This is a genomic window from Streptomyces amritsarensis (assembly GCF_001953875.1).
Lineage (GTDB): Bacteria > Actinomycetota > Actinomycetes > Streptomycetales > Streptomycetaceae > Streptomyces > Streptomyces amritsarensis.
The window spans coordinates 33,070-54,840 of the sequence record NZ_MQUR01000033.1 but is presented as its reverse complement, the minus strand read 5'-3'; the positions used below and the strand labels follow the sequence as shown (position 1 = coordinate 54,840).

14 protein-coding genes and 1 pseudogene are annotated in these 21,771 nt (G+C 75.6%); 6 read left to right on the top strand and 9 right to left on the bottom strand.

The window, feature by feature from the left end; all coding sequences use genetic code 11:
• Positions 1-54 precede the first annotated feature (54 nt).
• Positions 55-289 (top strand): annotated as a pseudogene (locus tag AVW11_RS38375) (hypothetical protein); the annotation flags it as partial.
• A 29-nt stretch (positions 290-318) separates the two neighbouring features.
• Here AVW11_RS38375 and AVW11_RS16335 read toward each other — a convergent pair.
• The 3 genes from AVW11_RS16335 to AVW11_RS16325 form a co-directional block, all read right to left on the bottom strand.
• Complete coding sequence (locus tag AVW11_RS16335) at positions 319-1,422, bottom strand: calcium:cation antiporter (protein ID WP_060179771.1); 1,104 nt, start codon at positions 1,420-1,422, stop codon at positions 319-321.
• Between the two features lie 325 nt (positions 1,423-1,747).
• Positions 1,748-3,331: an acyl-CoA synthetase gene (locus tag AVW11_RS16330; protein ID WP_060179772.1), complete on the bottom strand. Its 1,584-nt coding sequence runs from the start codon at positions 3,329-3,331 to the stop codon at positions 1,748-1,750.
• Between the two features lie 5 nt (positions 3,332-3,336).
• The gene (locus tag AVW11_RS16325; RefSeq protein WP_060179773.1) at positions 3,337-4,452 is read right to left on the bottom strand and encodes a nitronate monooxygenase; all 1,116 of its coding nucleotides are present in this window, start codon (positions 4,450-4,452) and stop codon (positions 3,337-3,339) included.
• 284 nt (positions 4,453-4,736) lie between these two features.
• Here AVW11_RS16325 and AVW11_RS16315 point away from each other — a divergent pair, with 284 nt between their 5' ends.
• Positions 4,737-6,746, top strand: a complete 2,010-nt coding sequence (locus tag AVW11_RS16315) for a serine hydrolase domain-containing protein (protein WP_079250646.1) — start codon at positions 4,737-4,739, stop codon at positions 6,744-6,746.
• Between the two features lie 13 nt (positions 6,747-6,759).
• Here the strand turns inward: AVW11_RS16315 and AVW11_RS16310 are convergent, their stop codons facing one another.
• A complete protein-coding gene (locus AVW11_RS16310; protein WP_076044381.1) occupies positions 6,760-7,134 on the bottom strand; it encodes a VOC family protein in 375 nt (124 codons plus the stop codon).
• An 85-nt stretch (positions 7,135-7,219) separates the two neighbouring features.
• Between AVW11_RS16310 and AVW11_RS16305 the strand changes: the two genes are divergently transcribed.
• On the top strand, positions 7,220-11,959 hold the full coding sequence (locus AVW11_RS16305) for a hypothetical protein (RefSeq protein ID WP_076044379.1): 4,740 nt from the start codon (positions 7,220-7,222) through the stop codon (positions 11,957-11,959).
• A 204-nt stretch (positions 11,960-12,163) separates the two neighbouring features.
• Here the strand turns inward: AVW11_RS16305 and AVW11_RS16300 are convergent, their stop codons facing one another.
• Complete coding sequence (locus tag AVW11_RS16300; RefSeq protein WP_030848744.1) at positions 12,164-12,787, bottom strand: TetR/AcrR family transcriptional regulator; 624 nt, start codon at positions 12,785-12,787, stop codon at positions 12,164-12,166.
• A 78-nt stretch (positions 12,788-12,865) separates the two neighbouring features.
• Between AVW11_RS16300 and AVW11_RS16295 the strand changes: the two genes are divergently transcribed.
• The gene (locus AVW11_RS16295) at positions 12,866-14,077 is read left to right on the top strand and encodes an FAD-dependent monooxygenase (RefSeq protein ID WP_076044377.1); all 1,212 of its coding nucleotides are present in this window, start codon (positions 12,866-12,868) and stop codon (positions 14,075-14,077) included.
• Positions 14,078-14,116: 39 nt separating this feature from the next.
• Complete coding sequence (locus tag AVW11_RS16290) at positions 14,117-14,566, top strand: nitroreductase family deazaflavin-dependent oxidoreductase (protein ID WP_030848758.1); 450 nt, start codon at positions 14,117-14,119, stop codon at positions 14,564-14,566.
• Between the two features lie 43 nt (positions 14,567-14,609).
• Here the strand turns inward: AVW11_RS16290 and AVW11_RS16285 are convergent, their stop codons facing one another.
• The 3 genes from AVW11_RS16285 to AVW11_RS16275 are packed head-to-tail and all read right to left on the bottom strand — an operon-like array spanning position 14,610 to position 19,227.
• Positions 14,610-16,181, bottom strand: a complete 1,572-nt coding sequence (locus AVW11_RS16285; RefSeq protein ID WP_076044375.1) for a phytoene desaturase family protein — start codon at positions 16,179-16,181, stop codon at positions 14,610-14,612.
• Entirely contained in the window at positions 16,178-18,271 is a 2,094-nt protein-coding gene (locus AVW11_RS16280) for a serine/threonine-protein kinase (protein WP_076044373.1), read from the bottom strand. The genes AVW11_RS16285 and AVW11_RS16280 overlap by 4 nt, the downstream gene beginning before the upstream one ends.
• A gap of 26 nt (positions 18,272-18,297) precedes the next feature.
• A complete protein-coding gene (locus AVW11_RS16275) occupies positions 18,298-19,227 on the bottom strand; it encodes an oxygenase MpaB family protein (protein WP_060179795.1) in 930 nt (309 codons plus the stop codon).
• Positions 19,228-19,371: 144 nt separating this feature from the next.
• On the opposite strand from AVW11_RS16275, the gene AVW11_RS16270 reads away from it, so the two are divergent.
• A complete protein-coding gene (locus AVW11_RS16270; protein WP_030848774.1) occupies positions 19,372-19,764 on the top strand; it encodes a TOBE domain-containing protein in 393 nt (130 codons plus the stop codon).
• Positions 19,765-19,770: 6 nt separating this feature from the next.
• Here AVW11_RS16270 and AVW11_RS37410 read toward each other — a convergent pair whose 3' ends face one another.
• Complete coding sequence (locus AVW11_RS37410) at positions 19,771-21,180, bottom strand: virginiamycin B lyase family protein (RefSeq protein ID WP_076044371.1); 1,410 nt, start codon at positions 21,178-21,180, stop codon at positions 19,771-19,773.
• Between the last annotated feature and the right edge of the window lie 591 nt (positions 21,181-21,771).

The window sequence follows — 21,771 nt, the reverse complement described above, 5'->3', positions numbered from 1 at the left end:
ACTGGATCACTTCAAGCCGTTCTTGTCGCAGGGCGGAGCGCAGAGCCCCCGTGTCCCGGAGGCACGGCCACGGCGTCCGACGGCTCGGTGGTAGACGTCTTCGCGGTGTGCGCGGTGCCGGCACGCCGGGACCGTACGACCGACGCCGGCAGCCATGGCGCGCTGCTCTTTCGACCGGTTCTGGCGCAGGCCGACGGCGTCCACCCCGGCCGCGGGCCTGTGGCTGGTGCCGTTCTCGGCCGCCGACCCCGTGCGTACGCCGCGTACCCTCGACCGGGCGGCGCCCGCGGCCTCTCCCCGGCCCCGGACCGCCCCCCCTCATGGGCTGACGGCCAGGAAGAGGTACGCGGCCAGCACCACGATGTGCACCCCGCCCTGGAGCAGGGTGGCGCGGCCCGGGGCGAGGGTGAGCGTGCTGACCACCACGGTCAGGGCGAGCAGGACCATGTGGACGGGGCCGAGGCCGAGCAGGAGCGGCCCGGAGAGCCAGACGGAGGCCAGGGCGATCGCCGGGATGGTGAGCCCGATGCTGGCGATGGCGGATCCGTAGGCGAGGTTGAGGCTGGTCTGCACGCGGTCGCGGCGGGCGGCGCGGACGGCGGCGAGGGTCTCGGGCAGCAGCACCAGCAGCGCGATGATCACGCCGACGACCGCCTGGGGCAGGCCGGCCTTGGCCACCGCCGTCTCGATGGTCGGTGAAACGGCCTTGGCGTCGCCGACCACCGCGACGAGCGCGACCAGCAGCAGGCCGAGGCTGAGCAGGGCGGCGCGGGCGGTGGGCGGCGTCGCGTGGTCGGCCTGCGGGTCCGCGTCCCGGCCGGTGTCCACGGGCAGGAAGTAGTCGCGGTGGCGGACCGTCTGGACGGCGATGAACAGCCCGTACAGGGCGAGTGAGGCGACGGCGGCGAAGGTCAGCTGCCCGGTGGAGAACTCCGGGCCGGGCTTGCTCGTGGTGAAGGTCGGCAGGACCAGGCTGAGGGTGGCGAGCGTGGCGACGGTGGCGAGGGCGGCGCCGGACCCCTCGGGGTTGAAGACGGCGGTGCGGTTGCGCAGGGCTCCGACGAGCAGGGAGACGCCGACGATGCCGTTGCAGGTGATCATGACGGCGGCGAAGACGGTGTCCCGGGCGAGGGAGGCGGACTTGTCCCCGCCGTCGGCCATCAGGGTGACGATGAGGGCCACTTCGATGACGGTGACCGCAACGGCCAGGATGAGGGAGCCGAAGGGTTCGCCCACCCGGTGGGCCACGACCTCCGCGTGGTGGACGGCCGCCAGGACGGCGCCGGCCAGGCAGAGCGCGACGAGCACCACGGCGAAGCCGGGTAGCTCCCTCCCCCAGCTGAACACGAGCGCGACGAGCGCCAGCACGGGGACCAGGACGGTCCAGTCGGTCAGGGGGGATCTGCGCTTCGTCGTACCCATATCCGCCAACTTGCCAGAAGTGTCCCTCCGGTGCGTCGCACGGCGCGCTCGCAGGGCCTTGACGTGGCGTTTCTCACGGATCCTCCCGGCGTGGCAGGTCCGGCGTGCCCGGTCCCGCCCGGCGCGGCGGGCCGGGCGCGCGGGGACGTGGTCCGGCGGGCCGGCCGGCGCCCGGCGTGCTGCGGCCGCCCGGCCGGCCGGAGCTCGTCGCCTCGGGCCCGACCCGCCGCCGGTCGACGGGTACGACACCGCCGTCCCGTGGCCGGCCGCCGCGGGGACACCGCGGCGCCTCGCCGGGGGCGGGGTTCGGGGAGCCCTGCCGGGCTCACATGGCGCGGTCGCGGCCCTCCCAGTACGGGTCGCGCAGCCGCCGCTTGTAGAGCTTGCCGTTCGGGTCGCGCGGCATCGCCTCGATGAAGTCGACGGTCCTGGGCCGTTTGTACCCGGCGAGCTGCCGCTCGCAGTGGTGCAGGATCTCCGCGGCCAGGGCGTCGCCGGCCGCGAAGCCCTCCGCCGGTTCGACGACCGCCTTGACCTCCTCGCCCCAGTCGGCGTGCGGGATGCCGAAGGCGGCGGCGTCCGCGACGGCCGGGTGGGTGAGCAGGGCCGACTCGATCTCGGCCGGGTAGATGTTGACCCCGCCGGAGATGATCATGTCGATCTTGCGGTCGCGGAGGAAGAGGTAGCCCTCCTCGTCCATCAGGCCGAGGTCCCCGACGGTGAAGAAGTCGCCGATGCGGTTCTTCCTCGTCTTGTCCTCGTCCTTGTGGTAGCTGAAGCCGCCGGTGTTCATCTTCATGTAGACGGTGCCCAGTTCGCCCGGGGGAAGGCGGTTGCCGTCGTCGTCGAAGACGGCCAGTTCGCTGATCGGCCAGGCCTTGCCGACCGTTCCCGGCTTCTTCAGCCAGTCCTCGGCGGTCGCGAAGGCGCCGCCGCCCTCGCTCGCCGCGTAGTACTCCTCCACGCAGCCGCCCCACCAGTCGATCATCGCCCGTTTGACGTGGTCGGGGCAGGGCGCTGCGCCGTGGATGGCGTGCCGCATCGAGGAGACGTCGTAGGCGTCCTTCGTCTCCTGCGGGAGGGCGAGGAGCCGGTGGAACTGCGTGGGCACCATGTGGGTGTGGGTGCAGGCGTGGGCGTCGATGAGGCGCAGCATCTCCTGCGGGGTCCACCTGTCCATGAGGACGAGCGGGTGGCCTATGTGCAGGGCGGCGCCCGCGAACTGCAGGACGGCCGTGTGGTAGAGCGGCGAGCAGACCAGGTGGACGTTGCCGTCGAAGGGGCGGATGCCGAAGATGCCGAGGAAGCCGCCGAGGTACGTCTCCTCCGGGAGCTTGCCGGGCAGGGGGCGGCGGATGCCGCGGGGGCGGCCGGTGGTTCCGGAGGTGTAATTCATGACCCAGCCGAGGGTGCGGTCCGCCGGGGGTGTTGCGGGCTGCCCGTCGAGGAGTTCGCCGTACGGGCGGAAGCCCGGGACCGTGCCGACGGCGTAGCGGCGGCTCGCGGGCAGGGCGGCTTCGTCGGCCGCGGCGGTGGCGGCCTCGGCGAAGCGCTCGTGGGCGATGAGGACCTTGGCACCGGAGTCGGAGACGATCCAGGCGATCTCCGGGCCCACCAGGTGGTGGTTGACGGGGACGAGGTAGAAGCCGGCCTGGGAGGCGGCGAGGTAGGCGGTGAGGAACTCGGCGCCGTTGGGCAGGACGACGGCGAAGACGTCGCCCCGCTCCAACCCGGCGGCGCGCAGGCCGTGGACGAGGCGGTTGACGTCGGCGTGCAGCCGGCCGGCGCTCCACTCCTCGCCGCCGGGGGCGGTCAGGACGGTGCGTGCGGGGTCGGCGGCGGCCTGCGCCCAGAAGCCGTTGGGCGGCTGCCGGTCGGCGGCGGGGGCTGTGGACGTCGTGGCGGTCATGGCGCTCACGCCTCTCGGATGCGGCCGGCGATGCGGTTGATGCGGTCGATCGCCTTCTCGAAGCCGCCGGTGAGCTCGTCGAAGACGGCCTGGACGCTGCGTTCGCTGTTCATCCGGCCGACGATCTGGCCGACGGGTGTGCCGAGGAGCGGCAGGACCTCGTACTTCTGGATGCGGGAGACGGCCTCGGCGACGAGGAGGCCCTGGAGCGGCATGGGGAGGGCGCCGGGGCCCTCCGGGTCGTCCCAGGCGTCGGTCCACTCGGTGCGCAGCTGGCGGGCGGGCTTGCCGGTGAGGGCGCGGGAGCGGACGGTGTCGCCGGAGCCGGCCGCGAGCAGCTTGTCGGTGAGGGCGCGGGAGTGGAGGTCGGCCTCGGTGGTGGTGAGCCAGAGGGAGCCGAGCCAGGCGCCCTGGGCGCCGAGGGCGAGGCCGGCGGCGATCTGCTCACCGCTGCCGATGCCGCCGGCGGCGAGGACCGGGAGCGGTGCGACGGCCTCGACGATCTCCGGTACGAGGACCATGGTGGCGATGTCGCCGGTGTGGCCGCCGGCCTCGTAGCCCTGCGCGACGACGACGTCGATGCCGGCTTCGGCGTGGCGGCGGGCGTGTTTGGCGCTGCCGGCGAGGGCGGCCACGAGGACGTCGTGGTCGTGGGCGCGGGCGATGACGTCGGCGGGCGGGGAACCGAGGGCGTTCGCCAGGAGTTTGATCGGGTAGTCGAAGGCGACGTCGAGCTGGTTGCGGGCGACCTGCTCCATCCAGCCGGTGATGCGCCAGCCGGAAGCCTCGCCCTCGGCGAGCTCGGGCACGTGGTGTTTGGCGAGGGTGTCGCGGACGAAGGCGCGGTGCGCGGCCGGGATCATCGCCTCGATGTCGGCTTCGCCGATGCCGTCGACGGCCTTTTTGGCGGGCATGACGACGTCGAGGCCGTAGGGCTTGCCGTCGGTGTGCGCCTGCATCCAGTCGAGGTCGCGCGCCAGGTCGTCGGGCGCGGTGTAGCGGACCGCGCCGAGCACGCCGAACCCGCCCGCCCGGGTGATCGCGGCGGCGACCGCGGGGAAGGGCGTGAAGCCGAAGATGGCGTGCTCGACTCCCAGTTTCCTGCTCAGCTCCGTCTCCATGGGCGGCAGGATGCCGCAGCCCGGCGGCCGAGGGAAGAGATTTTCTGATGCAGTGTCAGATTCTTTACGGCCCGGTCGGTGGGGAGGGTGACCGAGGTGCGGGCAGATACCCAATAGCCTGCGGCACGCCCGGCGGATTCAGGAGGCCCGGGGCCCGCTCACCCGCGGCGCGCCCGGCGGGTGCCGGGGCCCGGCCGCACCGGCGCGGGGCCGGGCGGCTCCCCTGCGGAAGGGACTTCGGGCGCGGGCTGCGGGTTTCCGGTGGCGGACGAGGAGGGCTGGACATGGCAGCGGACACGGGGGCCGAAGCGGTGGCGGAGGCCGGTACGGGGCGCAGGGAGCGCACGGGCGGCACCGGCAGCGGGCGACCGCGCGGCGGCGGGTCCGGCGCGGAGCCCGCACACCGCGACGGCCGCGTGCGGCAGCCGGAGCACGGGCGGGAGCGGGAGCGGGAGCGGGAGCCGCGACAGGAGCAGGAGCAGGAGCGTGACGGTGTGCGCGAGCTGCCCGGGCGGGCACTGAGCCGGCGGCGGCTCGGGGCGCGGCTGCTCGCGCTCGGCGGGGTGCTCGTCCTGCACGCCGCACTCCCCGGAGCGGCGGGCGCTTCGGGCGGCCCGGCCGAACGGCGCGCCCTGCAGGGGCTGCGCCTGCGGTACGGGTCCGCGCGCCAGGCCGGGCTGCTGGAGAAGCACCTGGAGGCGGTGGCGGACGAGGCCCGCCGGTTCCTGGGCCCCTCCCCCGAGCACCCGTACTACGCGGGGGCGGTGGTCCTCGCCGGGCGCGGCCGCACCGTCGCCCTGCACCGGGCCATGGGGCACGCCGTCCGGTACGCGGAGTACGACGGACGGACCGACCGGGTCCGGGAGTTCCCCGCGGCCGAGCGGATCGCCATGGCCGAGGACACCGTCTTCGACCTGGCCTCCCTGACCAAGCTGTTCACCTCCATCCTGGCCGTGCAGCAGATGGAGCGGGGACGCCTGGAGCTGGAGGCGCCGGTGCGCCGCCACCTCCCGGAGTTCACCGGCGGCGGCAAGGAGGCCATCACGGTCCGCCAACTGCTCACGCACACCTCGGGGCTGCGCTCGTGGGCGCCCTTCTACCAGGAGTCCACGCGCGAGGGCCGGCTGCGGCTGCTGTGGTCGGTCCGGCCGCAGGAGACCCCGGGGACCGTCTACCGCTACTCCGACCTCAACCTGATCGCGCTGCAACTGCTCCTGGAACGGATCACCGGCCGCACTCTGGACGTCCTGCTCCACGACGAGATCACCGCTCCGCTCGGCATGCACCGCACGCGGTACAACCCACCGCTCTCCTGGCGCCGGGTCACCGCGGCCACGGAGGTGCAGCGCCCGCCGTGGTCCGGCCTGGACCGCGGCCTGGTGTGGGGCGAGGTCCACGACGAGAACGCCTACGCCCTGGGCGGGGTGGCGGGCCACGCCGGTGTCTTCGGCACCGCCTGGGACCTGGCCGTCCTGGCCCGGACCCTCCTCGACGGCGGCGCCTACGCGGGCCGGCGCATCCTGCGCCCCGCCTCCGTCGAACTGCTCTTCACCGACTACAACACGGCCTTCCCCGGCGACGACCACGGCCTCGGCTTCGAGCTCTACCAGCACTGGTACATGGGAGCCATGGCCACCCCGCACTCGGCCGGCCACACCGGCTTCACCGGTACCTCCCTCGTCCTCGACCCCTCCACCGACTCCTTCCTGATCCTGCTGGGCAACTCCGTCCACCCCGTGCGGACCTGGCGGGCCGGCAGTGCCCCGCGGGTGGCCGTCGGCAACCGCTTCGCGCGCGCCGTCCCCGTCCGCACCCGGCACGGCGGCGCGGCCTGGTTCTCGGGGACCGCTCCCGGCGGCTCGGGCACCCTCACCCTGCCCCCGCTCACCCCGGCCACGGCCGCCGCCCGGCTGCGCTGCGCCGTGTGGTGGGACACCGTGCCCGGCGAGGGCGCCCTGCACCTGGAGGCCTCGCCGGACGGGGTGGACTGGGCACCGCTGCCGTTCACCACGGTGCGCTCCACCGGCGGCGCCGCGGAGGACTGGCCGCGGGGTTCGGTCGGCGGCTGGTCCGGACGCATCTGGCACCGCCTGGAGGCCCCCCTCACCGCCGCATGGGCCGGCCGCGAGGTACGGCTGCGGTTCCGCCACACCGCCACGGGCCGCTATGTCGGCCGGGGGGTGTACGTGGACGTCGTGCGCGTGGCGGAACCGGCCCGGCTGCTGTTCGCGGAGGACCGGCCCGACGACGCGGCCCGCGTCGAGGCCGTCGGCTGGACCAGGTCCGCGGACTGAGCGGACCGGCGGATCAGTGCCGTACGAGGCAGAAGGGGTGCCCCGCCGGATCCGCGTACACCCGCCAGCCGCGTCCGTCCGATCCGTCGAGCAGGGTCCCGCCGGCCGCGAACACCTCCTCCTGCGCCCGGTCCAGGTCCGCAACGCCCAGATCGAGGTGGAACTGCTGCGGCCGGACGGGGTCCGGCCAGCTCGGGGGCACGTGGTCCGCCGCACGCTGGAAGGCGAGCACCGCACCGGACGGCGTGTGGAGCGTCGCCCAGTCCTCGTCGAGGGACCAACGCCGGTCCGGCTGGTCGACGTTGCCGCCGAGCAGCGACCGGTAGAAGGCGGCGAGCACCCGCGGCTCGGGACAGTCCAGGACCACGCACTGCAGTTCAGCGATCATGACGGGATCCTAGAACCGGCGCCGCGTTCGGCGGCGGCACGCCTCCCGCGCCGCCCTGTCGGTGGCGCGTGCGACGATCCAGGACATGATCGCCTCGCTCGACGCCCTGTTGCCCACCGCCGGCACGCACCGCTCGACCACCTACGCCGACTGGGTCGCGGCGCACGATCCGGGCGCCGCCCAGGCGGCACGCGACCTGATCGAGGCCATGGACGCCGAACTCAACCGGTCCTATGCCAAGCCGGGCCGGTTCCTCGACACGATGACGGCGCGGGCGCGCCGGCTGCCGCCCGCCCACCTGCCGTGGTTCTTCGACACCGTGGGCCACCGGCTGATCGGCCGCGGGAGCCGCCCGGGCGGCCGGGCCTACGCGGCGGCCCGGGCGGCGGAGGACCGCCACGGACTGCCGGTGGACGCCGCCTACCGCCGGGCCAACGCCCTGCTGTTCGCCAAGGGCGGTGCCATGCCGGCGAAGGAGTTCGGGGCGCATCAGCGGTTCCTCGCCGAGACGCTGGATCCGGCCGCGGCGCACACGGCCTTGGAGGTGTTCCTGACCGCGTGGGCCGGCTCGGCGGCGGACCTCCCGGCGGACCTGGTGCGGCGGGTACGGGCCTCCGCGAAGACCGCCGGGCTCGGGACCGAGGAGGTCGCCCGGCTGGTGGGCGCGATCTTGTCGGTCACCCGGAAGAAGTCGGTGCCGGACGCGCTGCTGACGGCCGCCGCCCCGATCCTGGCGGCGCATCCGCCGGCGGACACCGTGGCCGCGGGGCTGGTGGAGGTCTTCCCCGACGGCGCCACCGACGGCGGGGCGTGGCTGCGGCTGCTCGTCGCGTGCGGTGCGACGGAGTCGATGGAGGCCGGGCGGGTGGTCCCGGAGGGCGGCCTGCACCGGTGGGTCGGCGACTTCGTCCGCATGTACCAGTACGCGGCGCAGTCGGGCGGCGGCGTGGCCCGCCAGCCGCTCCCGCCGGAATTCCTCGACCTGGTGGGCCGGTTGGGGCCGCGGCTGCGGGCGGCGGGCGCCCCGGTCACGGTGCACACCACCCGGCACCACTACCAGGGCTTCGACGCGGACGTGCTGGACGCGTGCCTCGCAGCCGGAGTCCCGGTCGTCGATCCGGGGCCGGAGGTCCGGATGCGCTTCTGGGGAACGGACTCCCGCCGGGACCTCGCCGCGCTCGCCGCGGACCCGGTGTTCGGCCCCCGGCTGGAGGGGACCGTCCACGCGGGGCTGAGGCCCCGGTGGCCGGCGGGAACCGTGCGCCGGGCCGGGTCGGCGGTGACGCTGCTGCCGGGCAACGAGGGCATCGCCCAGGGGGTGGCCGTACGCGTCGGCAAGCTCGTCGACACGGTCGCGGGCGGCGGCATGGCGGGGGCCGAGGAGGCCGTGGCCGAGCTGGAGGTCCTGCTGGACCGGCCGACGGTGTCGGCGCTCGGCGGGATCGGCGACGCCCTGGCCGGGGCGGGCGCTGCGGGAGCGCTGCGGCGCTCGCTGGCGGCCGGTCTGCCGGAGGAACTGGCCTGGCCGGCCCTGGAGTCCGTGTACGCGCAGTTCGCGGCGGAGCCCGGTGCCGAGGAGGTGGACGCGGTGCTGCCCGGGGTGGCCGGGATGACCTCGACCTGGCCGGTGCTCACGGTGTTCGGGCGGGACCGGGCGGTCGCCGTCGACCCCGACGGGGTGCGCGGCTCCTGCCGGTTCACGGTGCCCGAGGAGGCGACGATGCACGCGGTGCACTACGTGGGAGGCTCCTTCCTGGTGAGCTGGACAGCCGGGAACCGCTACCACTGCGACGTCGCCTTCTGGGCCGACCGCCCCGACGAGCCGTTCACGCCGGACGAGACGGGCGGGCTGGTGGCGTGCGGCGGCAGCCTGGACGGCGCGTACGGCTTCCAGTTCGAGACGGCCGACGGCGGCGGGCGGCACGGCGGCCACCGGGTGCTGCGCCCGGGCGGCCGTGAGGGCATCGACCGGGACGAGCTGCAGCTCGGCGACGGCTCACGGATCTGGACCAACGCCGTCTTCGGGCGGCGCCCCTGGGAGCTCGTCGACCCGGTCACCGGGGAAGTACGGGGCGCTGCCGCGCTGCCCGACTTCCCCGGACGGGCCGCGAACCCCGACCCGGCCGCGGAGCCGTCCGAGGCCGGCATGGCCCTCGACGTGGAGGCCCTCCAGCTGGCGCCGCTGCCCGCGGGGCTGCCCGGCTCCCCGCTGGGCAGCCGCGACGGCCTGGTCGGGACCCGCGTCCTCTTCCGTACGGGGCACCGCGATCCGGCGCCCGACCACTATGCGGTGGAGAGCGTGGACGGGCGCAGCGCCCGCTTCGACATCGACCGGCCCGGCCAGCAGCCGTGGGGGCTGTGGGCCCCGCCGGAGGGCGCGGCGCAGGACGTGGTCCTCGCCGAGGCGCAGACCTTCACGGGCGTGCGCGCCTACGCGGCCGACGGGGTGCTGCTGTGGGAGCTGGACGGGCACCCCAAGCCCGGGCAGTCGCGGGGCACCGCGACCCGCCGGGTCACGGTGTCGGGGGGCGCGGCGCTGCCGCCGGCCTTCTGGTACCTGCTGCGCACCCGGGACGCCGCGAGCTCCCGGGCGCTGCGGACGGTGGGGGCCGCGGCGGCGCAGGCGCTGCTGGAGGCGGCCCTCGACGGTCCGGGCGCGCTGCGGGCGGCCGTGGCCCGGGAGTTGCCGGACGTCACCGACCCGGTGCTGGTCGAGGCCGTGGCGGCGGTGGCCGCGCGGGCCGCCCGGGTGGAGGAGCGGCGGCGCGCCCTGCACCGGCGCGTGGGCCTGCTGCTGGCGGGGCCCGCGGCCCTGCCGCGCCGCACGGCACCGGACACCGAGCTGATGCCGGCGCTGTTCGGGCTGGTCGCGAACGGCGGGGGCGGCGCGTGGCGGCGTACCGCGGACGTGGCCCTGCCGGCGACGCTGGGCGCGCTCGCCGCCGACGGCGCCTGCCTGGCGGGGACGATCGTGGAGGAGGTGCGGCGGCTCTCGCCGCCGACGCCGCCGCACGACTGGTCACAGCTGCTGGGCTCGATCGACGCCGCCGCGTGGCGGGCGGCGGTGGCGCCGACGCCGGACGGGGAGCGGGCCGCCCTGCTGGCGCTCCTGGACACCTGGGCGGACCAGCCCGTCGCACGTGCGGGCGGCAGGTGGTGGGTGGGCCGGGCACCGGCCGAGGTGCTGGACCGACTGCGGGACACCGGGACCGCGGTCGCGTCCGCGCCCGTTCGGGCGGGCGGGTCGCAGTGCTGGTTCGTGGCGCCCGCCGCCGACGGCCCGCAGGGCCTGGATCCGGTGCCGGCCGCGGGCGCGCAGGCGCGGCTCGTCACCGTGGACCGGGACGACGCCGCCCGGCTGCGCGCCCTGGTGGCCGCGGTCGACGCGCACGGTCCGGTGCCGCTCCCGGAGTCGGCGGCGGCACGCTTCGCCGAACTGACCGGCGTGCGCGCGGCCGTGGCCCGGCTGGTGGTGGCCGGTCTCGTCGGCCGCCCGGACCGGGACGAGCAGCGCGCCCTGGCCCGCAGGGCCCCGTACCGGGCGACGCCGATGACGGCCGAGTCGTACGAGGTGCTGCGCGAGCGGTTGGGGGCCGCGGGCCGGCGTGCCGTGCTGGCGGCGGCCCTGCCCGCGGATCCGGAGCAGCTGTGGCGGCCGGGCGGGGTCGAGGCGGCCGTGGAGCGGATGGCCGGGGTGTGGCGGGAGTTGCTCGGGACCGGGTCGGCGGTGCACGACGAGGCGGCGGACGCCCTGGAGGCGGACCTCGGACTGTCGGAGGTGTGGGCCCGGCGGCTGGCCGGCGGCTACGGGGCCGCCGCGGACGCGACCGTGGAGGCGGCCGGCTGGGAACTGGCGGCCTCCCGGTACGGCAGGGTGGAGGTCCGGGCGGTCCCCCCGGCCGGGACGGAACTGCCGCGCGGCACGCAGGTGGGTCTGCCGGTCGAAACGGTCGCGAGCGCGCTGGTGTGGGCGTGGACGGACCGGCCCGTCGGGGATCCCGCGGTGGCGGGTGCGGTGGATGTGTACGAGCGGCTGCGGGCCGAACTGGACCGGCCGGAACTGCTGCTGGCGCTGCGCGGCGGGATCGTCGCGGACAGCACGGTGCCGATCGCGGAGCGGTTCGGGCCCGAGCGGCTGCCGGTGGTGGAGGACCAGCGCGAGGAGAACGGGAAGCCGCCGGTGACGGCGTACGACTGCGGTCCGCTGGTGGTGTGCGCGCCCGGCGGTGCCGCCTTCCTGCGTCCGGCCCGGGCCCACGACCCCGGGGTGCGGGACCGGATCCGCGCGATCACCGGGCTCGCCGACGCGGTGGACCGGGCGGCGCTGCTGCTGGCCGGCGGCGGGCTGGAGCGCATGATGCGCCGCGCGGGCTCGGGGGCGGTGGCGGTCGGCGCGTACGAGGCGGACCCGCGTCAGTCCTGTCCGGAGCTGGTGGCGCGGGTGGCCGGGGAGCTCGGGACCGGCGCCGACGCGGCGGCGCTGTACCTCCAGTTGGCGACGCTGGCCGCGCCCACCGACCGCAACGTGCGGCGGTGGAACGGCTGGTCGGCCAAGCAGCACACGACGGCGCGGGCGGAACTCCTCGCCACGGGCGCGGTGGTGGAGGCGAAGCGGGCGCGGGCAGGGCGGACGGTTTTCCTGCCCGGGGAGTGGACCGAGCTGAAGACCCCTCACCTGCCGCTGGAGACCGTGAAGCTGGCGAGCCACCTGGCGTCGCCGCTGTGGCGCGGAGACGTCCTCGCGCCGTTCACCCGGCTGCTGCCGACGGCGCCGCTGCACGAGATGTTCGAGCAGGCGTGGGCGCGGACTCCGGGCGGTGCCTGAACAGAAAATCCTGACCCCAACGAGCCTCCGATTCAAGCCATACGAAGGGGTGTATTTTCAGCCACCGCGGGCGTAGCGTGTGCACACTCCACCAGGAGGAACGCACCGGCCCTCCCGCCTTGATCCCGCCGGTGCGTACCGATGGAAGAGCCCCGCCGCCACATCCCCCGGTGCGGCGGGGCTCTTCCGCGTCAGGCCGGTGCATCAGGCCGGGTCCGCCAGGACCGCGGCGAGCATCCTGCGGGCGACGCCGGTCAGTTCGGCCAGGTCGGGGGCGGGGCGGGAGCGGGCGAGGGCGCCTGCCAGCCGGTCGTAGAGAAGTCCTTCGGTCCAGGCGACGAGCAGTTCGGCGGCCTCGTCGGGCCGGTCGGAGCCGAGCGCGGCGGCGACGCCCGCGGCCCGGGCACGGGCCCCCCGCCCCGCCCGGTGCAGGTCGTCCTGCAGTTCCGGGTTGCGGGCCGCCTCCAGGCTGAGTTCGAAGCGGGCCAGCTGGCGCTCGCGCCCCGCGGTCAGCCAGCGGTACAGCAGCGCGGCCAGCGCGGCCGCGGCCGCGTCCCGGTCCGGCGCCACCGCGGTGGCGGGCGGGGCGGCGGACCCGGGGGCGGCGCCGTCGTCCACGTCCGCGAGGTCCAGCTCGGCCAGCCGCTGGTAGCAGGCCGCGATCAGGGCCGTCCTCGTACGGAAGTAGTACGAGGTACTGCCCGCGGGCAGCCCCGCGGCCGCGTCGACCGCGCGGTGGGTCAGACCCCGGAGGCCGGCGGCGGCGACGAGGCCGATCGCGGTGTCGGCGATCAGCGTTCTGCGATCAGCAGGGGGAGGGGTGGACATCCGGCAACTCTACAGCTGTAGAGTAAAACCGTTCACCCTCTACAGATGTAGAGGCCTGGAGGAGGGCAGGGATCCGTCATGTCGGCAGTTCAGCGTCACGCCGTCGTCGCGGGGGCGGGGATCGGCGGGCTCACCGCGGCCCTGGCCCTGCACCGCAAGGGCTGGCGGGTGACCGTGTGCGAGCGGGCCCCCGGCCCGGCGTCCGCCGGCGCCGGGATCGTCCTCGCCCCCAACGCCCTGCGCGCCTTCGACGCCATCGGCTTCGACATCGGCGGGGCGGCGGGCCGCGCCCTGCCGGCCGCCATGGGACTGCGCCGCCCCGACGGCCGCTGGCTGAGCCGCGCCGACACCGCGGCCCTGGCCGCACGCTACGGCGGCCCGCCGCTCGCCCTGCACCGCTCGGCCCTCGCCGACGCCCTGACCGCGGCCCTCCCCGCCGGAACGGTCCGCCACGGCGTCGAGGTCACCACCGTGGACGGCGCCGACGGCTTCCCGGTGGTGCGGACCTCGGCCGGCGACCTCGACGGCTCTGCCGACCTCGTGGTCGCCGCGGACGGCATCCACAGCCCGCTGCGCCGCCGCTACTTCCCGGACCACCCGGGGCTGCGCCACAGCGGGGAGACCGCCTGGCGCACCGTCCTGCCGGCCGCCGCGAGCCCGGCCGGGGCGGCGACCGCGGAGACCTGGGGCCGCGGCGAGCGCTTCGGCACCGTCCCGCTCGCCGACGGGAGGACCTACCTCTACGCCACCGCCGTCGCCCCCGAGGGATACCGGCCCGCAGACGTCCGCGCCGAACTCCTGCACCGCTACGGCACCTGGCACGACCCGATCCCGGCCCTGCTCCAGCGGATCGACCCGGCGGCCGTGCTCCAGCACGACCTCTACGACCTCGCGGCCCCGCTCCCCCGCTTCCACCACGGGCGCCTGGCCTGGCTCGGCGACGCCGCCCACGCCATGACGCCGAACCTGGGGCAGGGCGGGTGCCAGGCCGTCGAGGACGCCGTGGTCCTCGCCCACCTGCTGGACGGCGCCGGGCCCGGAGGCGTACCGCAGGCCCTCGCCGCCTACAGCGCGGCCCGCTGCGCCCGCACCGACGCCATCCGCGTCCGGGCCCGCCGCGCGGGCCGCGTCGCCGCCGCCGCCCACCCCCTCGCCGCGGCCCTGCGCGACCTCGCCGTCCGCGCCACACCGACCGGGTTGGCGCACCGGGCGATGGACGGCCTCTTCGACGGGTTCACCCTTCCGGCGGGAATCGACGGCGCGTCCGCGGGCGTTGGCACTCGTTGGTGAGGTTCGTTGACCGTTCGACACGAAGGCAGGCGACACCGTATGACGACCGGAATCGACTGGGACCACCCGACCGACCCCCGGGCCGGGAGCTGGCAGTTGGAGCACGTCAAGCAGTACGTGGCCTCCGGCGGTACCGAGGGCCACCACTGGAACGGCACCCAGACCCTTCTGCTCACCACCGTCGGCCGCATCTCCGGCAACCCCGTGCGCACGCCCCTCATCTACGGCGAGGCCGACGGCCGCTACCTGCTCGTCGCCTCCAAGGGCGGCTCCGACGAGCACCCCCTGTGGTTCCGCAACCTGAGCGCGAACCCGCAGGTCCGCATCCAGGTCGGGCCGCGAATCCTCCAGGGCACGGCGCGCACCGCGGACGCCGAGGAGCGCGCCGCGTACTGGCCGGTGATGGTGGGGCACTGGCCCGCCTACGACGAGTACCAGGCCAAGACCGACCGGGAGATCCCGATCGTGGTGATCGAGCCCGCCGCGTAGGCACGCCGACGGGCCCGCCGCCTCGGCCGGTTCGGGACGGCCTCTAGCGGCCGAGCACCGCCATCGCCGCGTTGTGGCCGGGGACCCCGCTGACGCCGCCGCCGCGGATCGCGCCCGCGCCGCACAGCAGGACGTTGCGGTGGGCCGTCTCCACGCCCCACCGGCCGCCGCCCCCGTCCGCGTGGGGCCAGGACAGGTCGCGGTGGAAGATGTGGCCGCCGGGCAGGCGCAGTTCGCGCTCAAGGTCCAGCGGGGTCTTCGCCTCGATGCAGGGCCGGCCGTCCGCGTCGAAGGCCAGGCAGTCGGTGAGCGGCTCGGCCAGGTGTGCGTCGAGTTGGGCGAGGGTGGCGGTCAGCAGCACCTCGCGGGCCTGCTGGTTGTCGTGCCCGAAGAGGCGGGCCGGGGTGTGCAGGCCGAAGAGGGTGAGCGTCTGGTAGCCCTGCTCGACCAGTTCCGGCCCGAGGATCGTCGGGTCGGCCAGCGAATGGCAGTAGATCTCCGAGGGCGGTACGGACGGCAGTTCCCCCGCGGCGGCTTCCGCGTAGGCCCGGGCGAGCTGCTCGTACCCCTCGGCGATGTGGAAGGTCCCGCCGAACGCCTCGCGCGGGTCGACGGCGGTGTCCCGCAGCCGGGGCAGCCGGCGCAGCAGCATGTTGACCTTCAGCTGGGCGCCCTCGGGTGCCGTCGCCGGGTCCTCGGCCGGGGGCTCGCCGAGGAGTTCGGCCAGCGCCTTCGGCGAGGCGTTCACCAGCACCGTGCGGCCGACGACCCGGCCTTCGCCGGTCGCCGTACGGAACACCACCTCGGCCGGATTGACCCCGTCGGTGTCGATCCGCAGCACTTCGTGGCCGGTGGCGATCTCCGCCCCCGCCTTGGTCGCGGCCGCCGCCAGGGCGTCCGTCAGGGCGCCCATGCCGCCGACCGGCACGTCCCAGTCACCCGTCCCGCCGCCGATGACGTGGTAGAGGAAGCACCGGTTCTGCGCCAGCGAGGGGTCGTGGGCGTCCGCGAAGGTGCCGATGAGGCCGTCCGTCAGGACCACCCCGCGGACCAGGTCGTCGTCGAAGTGCCGTTCCACCGCCTGCCCCAGCGGCTCCTCGAACAGCATCCGCCACGCGGCCTCGTCGTCGATCCGGGTCCGCAGCTCCGCCCGCGTGGGCAGCGGCTCGGTCAGGGTCGGGAACACCTTGCGGGCCACCCGCCCGGTGGTTTCGTAGAAGGCGCGCCAGCTGTCGTACTCCCGGTCCGAGCCCGTCAGTCGGGCGAAGGACGCCCGGGTGCGCTCCTCGCCGCCGCCGACGAGCAGCCCGCCGGGCCGCCCGTCGCGCTCGGTCGGCGTGTACGAGGACACCGTGCGCCGGCGTACGGCGAAGCTCAGCTCCAGGTCGCGCACGATCTTGTCGGGCAGCAGGGAGACCAGGTACGAGTAGCGCGAGAGGCGGGCGTCGACGCCCACGAAGGGTCTGCTGGAGATCGCCGCGCCGCCGGTGTTCCCGAGCCGCTCCAGTACCAGCACCGAGCGGCCCGCCCGGGCCAGGTAGGCGGCCGCCACCAGACCGTTGTGCCCGCCGCCCACGATCACATCGTCGTACACGTCCCGCCCGAAGGTCGTCATGGCTCTTGGTAGCACACCTGGCCGAGCCGCTCCAGACAGTGGGCCTCGTCGGCGTGGGCCAGCACCGTCTCGGGGTGCTCGTCGCCCAGCGACCGTTCGCGGATGCCGGACAGGTCCCGGTAGATCGGGAGGGCCTCGTCCCAGCGGCCCAGCCGGCCCAGGCCGACGGCCAGTTCCCGCCGGCTGACCAGGGTGTCCGCGTGTTCGGTGCCGAGCACCTCGGCCCGTACGGCGGCCACCTGGCGGGCCTCGGCCACCGCCTCCTCCCAGCGGTCCAGGCGGCCCAGGTTGACGCCGAGGACGTGCCGGGCGCGCAGCGTCTCCGGGTCGGTCGCCCCGTAGGCGCGGGTGCGGTCGCGGACCAGGGCCCGGAACAGGTCGAGGGCCTGGGTGCTGCCTCCGGTGCGGCCCAGGGCGATGCCGACCTCGTAGCGGGCGGCCAGGGTGTCGGGGTGGTCGCGGCCGAGGACCCGTTCCCGTGCCGCGGCGACGTCGCGGAAGCCGGCCAGTGCCTCCTGCCAGCGGTCGAGGCGGCCGAGCAGGTACGCCGCCTCGTAGCGGGTCAGCAGGGTGTCGACGTGCTCGGCTCCCAGGACGGCCGCGCGGTCCGCGGCGACCGCGACGGCCGTGGTGTGGGCCTCCGCGTACCGGCCCAGCGCCCGCAGGGCGCAGGCCAGGTTGTGGCGGCAGCGCAGGGTGTCGGGGTGGAGCTGCCCCACGGTCCGCTCGCGGGCGGCGAGCACCGCGCGATACACGTCGTGGGCCTCCTCGTGGCGGCCGAGGCGGCCCAGCTCGTACGCCGCCTCCTGGCGGGAGGCGAGGGTGTCGGCGTGGTCCGGGCCGAGGACCCGGGCGCGCCCGTCGGCCACGGACGTGTACACCGAGAGGGCCTCCTCGGGGCGGCCCGCGCGGCTGAGGGCGTGGGCGCGGGCGTGGCCGGCCGCGAGTGCGTCGGGGCCGTTCTCGCGCGGGCCGGCCGGGCGCGGGAACCCGTACGCGGCGGTCAGCCGCGGGTCCTCGGCGGGCGCGGGGCGCACGATGGTGCCGTGCCGCCGGTCGCCGGCGCGCGGGAAGGGCTGTTCGCCGCCGGCGCGCACGGCCGTCCAGGAGCCGGTGAGCACGGCCCACTCGCCGCTCGCCGGGCGCGCTTCGATGCCGGCCTTGCGGCCGGCGGTCATGCCGCGGGCCCAGGCCGGGAGGGGGGCGAGGGCGCCGGGCAGCCCGCCGGGGCCGAGCCGGGACTCGACGAGCCTGCGGTGCACGTGCCGGGCGTCCTGCGGGCGCTCGTCGGGGCACTTGGCGAGCAGGTCCAGGACCACCTGTTCGAAGTACGGGGGCAGCTCGGGACGGTGCTCACGCAGGGGCACGGGCGCGGTGTCGCGGTGGCCGATGAGCACCGACCAGGAGTCGCCGAGGTCGAAGGGCGGGGCGCCGGTGGCGATCTCGTACAGGACGCAGCCGAGGGAGTAGAGGTCGCTGCGGTGGTCGACCTCGCCGCCCGCGATCTGCTCGGGCGACATGTAGTGCGGGGTGCCCATGGCCATGCCGCCGCCGGTCAGCTTGGCGGTGAAGCCGATGTCGTGCGCGAGCCGGGCGATGCCGAAGTCGCAGATCTTCACGGTGCCGTCGACGAGCCGCATGATGTTGGCCGGCTTCAGGTCCCGGTGGACGACGCCCTGGTCGTGGGTGTAGCCGAGGGCCGCGGCCATCTGCTCGGCGATGTCGACGACCACGTCCACGGGGAGGGGGCGGGTCTCGTTGTCCTCCATGAGCTGGCTCAGGTTGCGGCCTTCGAGCAGCTCCATGACGAGGTAGAGGGGGCCGCCGGCGGCGCTGTCGTCGCCGAAGTCGTGCACGACGGTGACGCCCCGGTGCTGGAGGGAGGCGGCCACGCGCGCCTCACGCCGGAAGCGCTCGCGCAGCACCTGCGTGAAGTGGGCGTCCTGATCGGCACCGATCGGCTTGAGGCACTTCACGGCGACCTGCCGGCCCAGCGATTCGTCCCGGGCGCGCCATACCTCGCCCATGCCGCCGCGCCCGATCAGATCGAGCGACCGGTACCGGCCCTGGATCAGTCTGGACTCCGCCATGTCTTAAAGTCGCCCCCGTTGTCGCGCTACGCCCTCCCCGGCCGGTCCAGTATGGCCGCTGATGTACGCAGTGTGTACGGAGAGGGGCGGCTCCCGGGGCCCATGCGGCGCATCGCTTTCAAGATGTGACCTGGCGGCAGCTTCCAGCGCAGACCTGCGGGAATGCTGCGCAGCACGCGTCCGGTGAGGCGCAGGCGCCGGGTGACGCTGCGCGGGGCGGGAGCGGGCCGCCCGTACAGCTGGTGCGCCCAGCCCGGGAGGGAACCGTACGCAAGGCCGGCGAGCGGGCGCCACAGCAGGTTTCGGCCAGGCACCAGGAGGGGAGGGACGGGCGGGCCGCGCAGGAAGTCGTCCACGGCGAGGGCGTCGGGCCCGGCGGCGAGCTCGGGGCGGACCTTGTCGAAGTAGGCGGCGAGCTGGGCGGTGTCGGCGGGGACGCCGGCCGGGTCGAGGCCGACGAGGCGTGCGTTGACGCGGTTCTCGTCGACGTAGCGGTCGGCCTGGGCGGCCGTGAGGGCGATCCCCGATCGGCGCAGGACGTGCAGGAAGCTGTCGATCTGGGCGCAGTGGATCCACAGCAGCAGCTCGGGGTCGTCCACGGGGAAGGTGCGGCCGGTGGCCGGATCGGTGGCGGACAGCCGGCGGTGGATGGCGCGGACCCGGCCGCCTGCGCGCTCGGCGGCCTCGGTGGTGCCGTAGGTGAGGGTGCCGACGAAGTCGGCGGTACGCAGCAGCCGGCCCCAGGCGTCCCGCCGGAAGTCGGAGTTCTCCATGACGCCCCGGACGGCGCGCGGGTGGAGGGCCTGGAGGTAGAGGGCGCGGACCCCGGCGATCCACATCATCGGGTCGCCGTGGCAGTGCCAGGTGACGGACGCGGGGCCGTACAGCCCCGGGTCGGCGCCGGATCCCGTCCGGGGCCCGGCTCCGGGCCCGGGCCCGGTGGCGGCGTTGCCCATCCCCATCCCGTACCTCCCCGTCGCAGGCCCCGGCCGATCCAGCCTACCGAGGCGGACCCCCGCGGGGCAGCCGTCGGGCCGCGGGCCCCGCAGAAGCTGGTTGGTCGGGGCCGGCCCGGCCGGGCGGCGGCATAGAGTTGCCGGGTGCAGCTCTACACCATCGGCGAGGCCGCCCGGCTCCTCCGCGTCAGCACCGACACCGCCCGTCGCTGGGCCGACGCCGGCCGCTTCCCGACCCGGCGGGACGGCACCCGGCGGATGGTGGAGGGCGCGCACCTGGCCGCGTTCTGCGTGGAGCTCGCCCGGGAGTCCGCCGAGGACGACGGCGAGGTCGCGACGTCCGCCCGCAACGCACTGCCCGGCATCGTGACCGCGGTGACGCTCGGCGAGGTCGCCGCCCAGGTCGAGATCCAGGCGGGTCCGCACCGGGTCGTCTCCTTGCTCACGCGCGAGGCGGTCGAGGAGCTCGGACTCGCCGTCGGCGTCCGGGCCGTCGCCCGCGTGAAGTCCACCAGCGTCCACATCGACGTGGACTGAGAACGGTCAGGGCCGGGTCACCCGGGTCACCGCCCGGTCGGTGTTGTTGTTCCGCTTCGGGTCCGGCGTACGGGAGCCGACCTCGGCGGTCGCGATGACGACGGGCCGCTGGGCGGCCCGGACCGTGACGTGGAAGACCCTCAGCTGTCGGGCGCCCAGGGCGTCGATCCGGCGGCTCACCCGGTTGGTGCCGTTGCGGTCGGCTGCCGGAGCGGTGCCGGTGACCTGCGCCCCGCGCGGCAGGTTCAACGTGACCACCGCGTCCGCCGCGGCGAAGGGCCCGTGGTTGGTCACCGTGACGGTGTAGGCGTACTGCTCGCCTTCCCGTACGGTGGCCGGCGCGTCCAGCCGGACCGCGAGGTCGGCCCTGGGCCGGCCGGCGTCGGCCTCGACACGTCCGACGCGGTCGCCGACGATCTCGGTGAACCACATGCCTCCGTCGGGACCGGCGGTGATACGGGTCGGGAAGCTCGCGGGGGCGGGCAGCGGGTAGTGCGCGAACCGGCCGGAAGGCGTGATCCGGCCGATGCCGTTCCCGAGCTGCTCGGTGAACCACAGATTGCCGTCGGGGCCGGCGGCGATCCCGTCCGGGCCGCTGTCGGCGGTGGGCAGGTCGTACTCGGTGAGCGTCCCGGTCGTGGTGATCCTCCCGATCCGGTTGCCGAAGAGCTCCGTGAACCACAACGCTCCGTCGGGACCCGCGGTGATGACGTCCGGTCCGCTGTCGGGATGCGGCAGGTCGTACGCGGTCACGGCTCCACCGGTGGTGATCCTCCCGATCCGGTTGCCGAGGATCTCGGTGAACCAGAGGTTGCCGTCGGGCCCGGTGACGATGCTCTCCGGACCGCCGCCCGCGTGGGGCAGGGCGTACCGGGTGATGGCACCCGCCGTCGTGATCTTCCCGATCCGGTCGCCGGGGTCCTCGGTGAACCACAGGTTGCCGTCGGGACCGGCGGTGATGGCGAAGGGCCGGCCGCTGCCCGGGGGCAGGTCGTACTCGGTGATGGCGCCGGCTGTGGTGATCTTCCCGATCCGGCCGCTGATGTCGGTGAACCACAGGTTTCCGTCGGGGCCCGCGGTGATTCCGAGCGCGTCGTTGGCGGTGCCGGGCAGCTGGAACTCGGTCAGCTGGCCGGACGGAGTGAGGCGGCCGATCTTCCTGGTGCCGGTCTGGCTGAACCAGAGGTTGCCGTCGGAGCCCGTGGCGATGCCGCTCGGCGCGCTGCCGGCGGCCAGCGGGTGTTCGGCGATGTCCCCGACCTCCCCGCGGACGGGGGCGGGGACGGGGGCGGCGGCCGAGGTGGCGGGCGGACCGGCCAGACCGAGGAGGAGGGCGGCGGCCAGCGGGAGGGCCCAGCGCGCACGGCGGCGTCGGGCGGGGGTGGGCGGGGGCCCGCCCAGGGTGCGGGGGGTCATCGGCGGCAGACCTTTCGGCCGGGGTTCGGGGGCGGGCCCGTCGTCGGGCGCGACCTCGCCGACGGGTCCGGGCGCTGTCCGGGCGGCACGTGAGGTCGCGACAGCGGCGCGCTCCGGCCTGCCGGAGCATGCGCGCACTGCAGCGTAGGGGGCGGTGTGACGGCATGTCAGGCCGCAGTGGGCCAACAGGCTGACCCCCATGGGAGTGCTCCCGTCCCGTCGCGGATCTGCCGCGGCCCTGCCGCCGAGGCAGCCCCGCCGAACGCAGGCCCGGCAGAAGCGGTCCCGGCACAGGAGGCCACTCCGGAGGCAGGGCCCGGCGGGGGCGGTGGACGAACACCCGTGGTTCTCGGGCCTCGTGATGGGCAGTCCGACCGGCCTGCCCCGTCCGGGACGCCCGCCCGCACCGGTTGCCCGACGGCCCCGTCGGCCCGGCCGTCTCCTTCCCGATCACGGCGGCCGAGCCCGCGCTGTCCGGTGCCATGGCGCTCCCCACAGCCCACAAGGCCGCAAGGCCGAGGGCCGCAGGCCCACAAGGCCGCAAGGCCGAGGGCCGCAGGGCCGGGACCCGGGCCGCAGGGCCGGGACCCG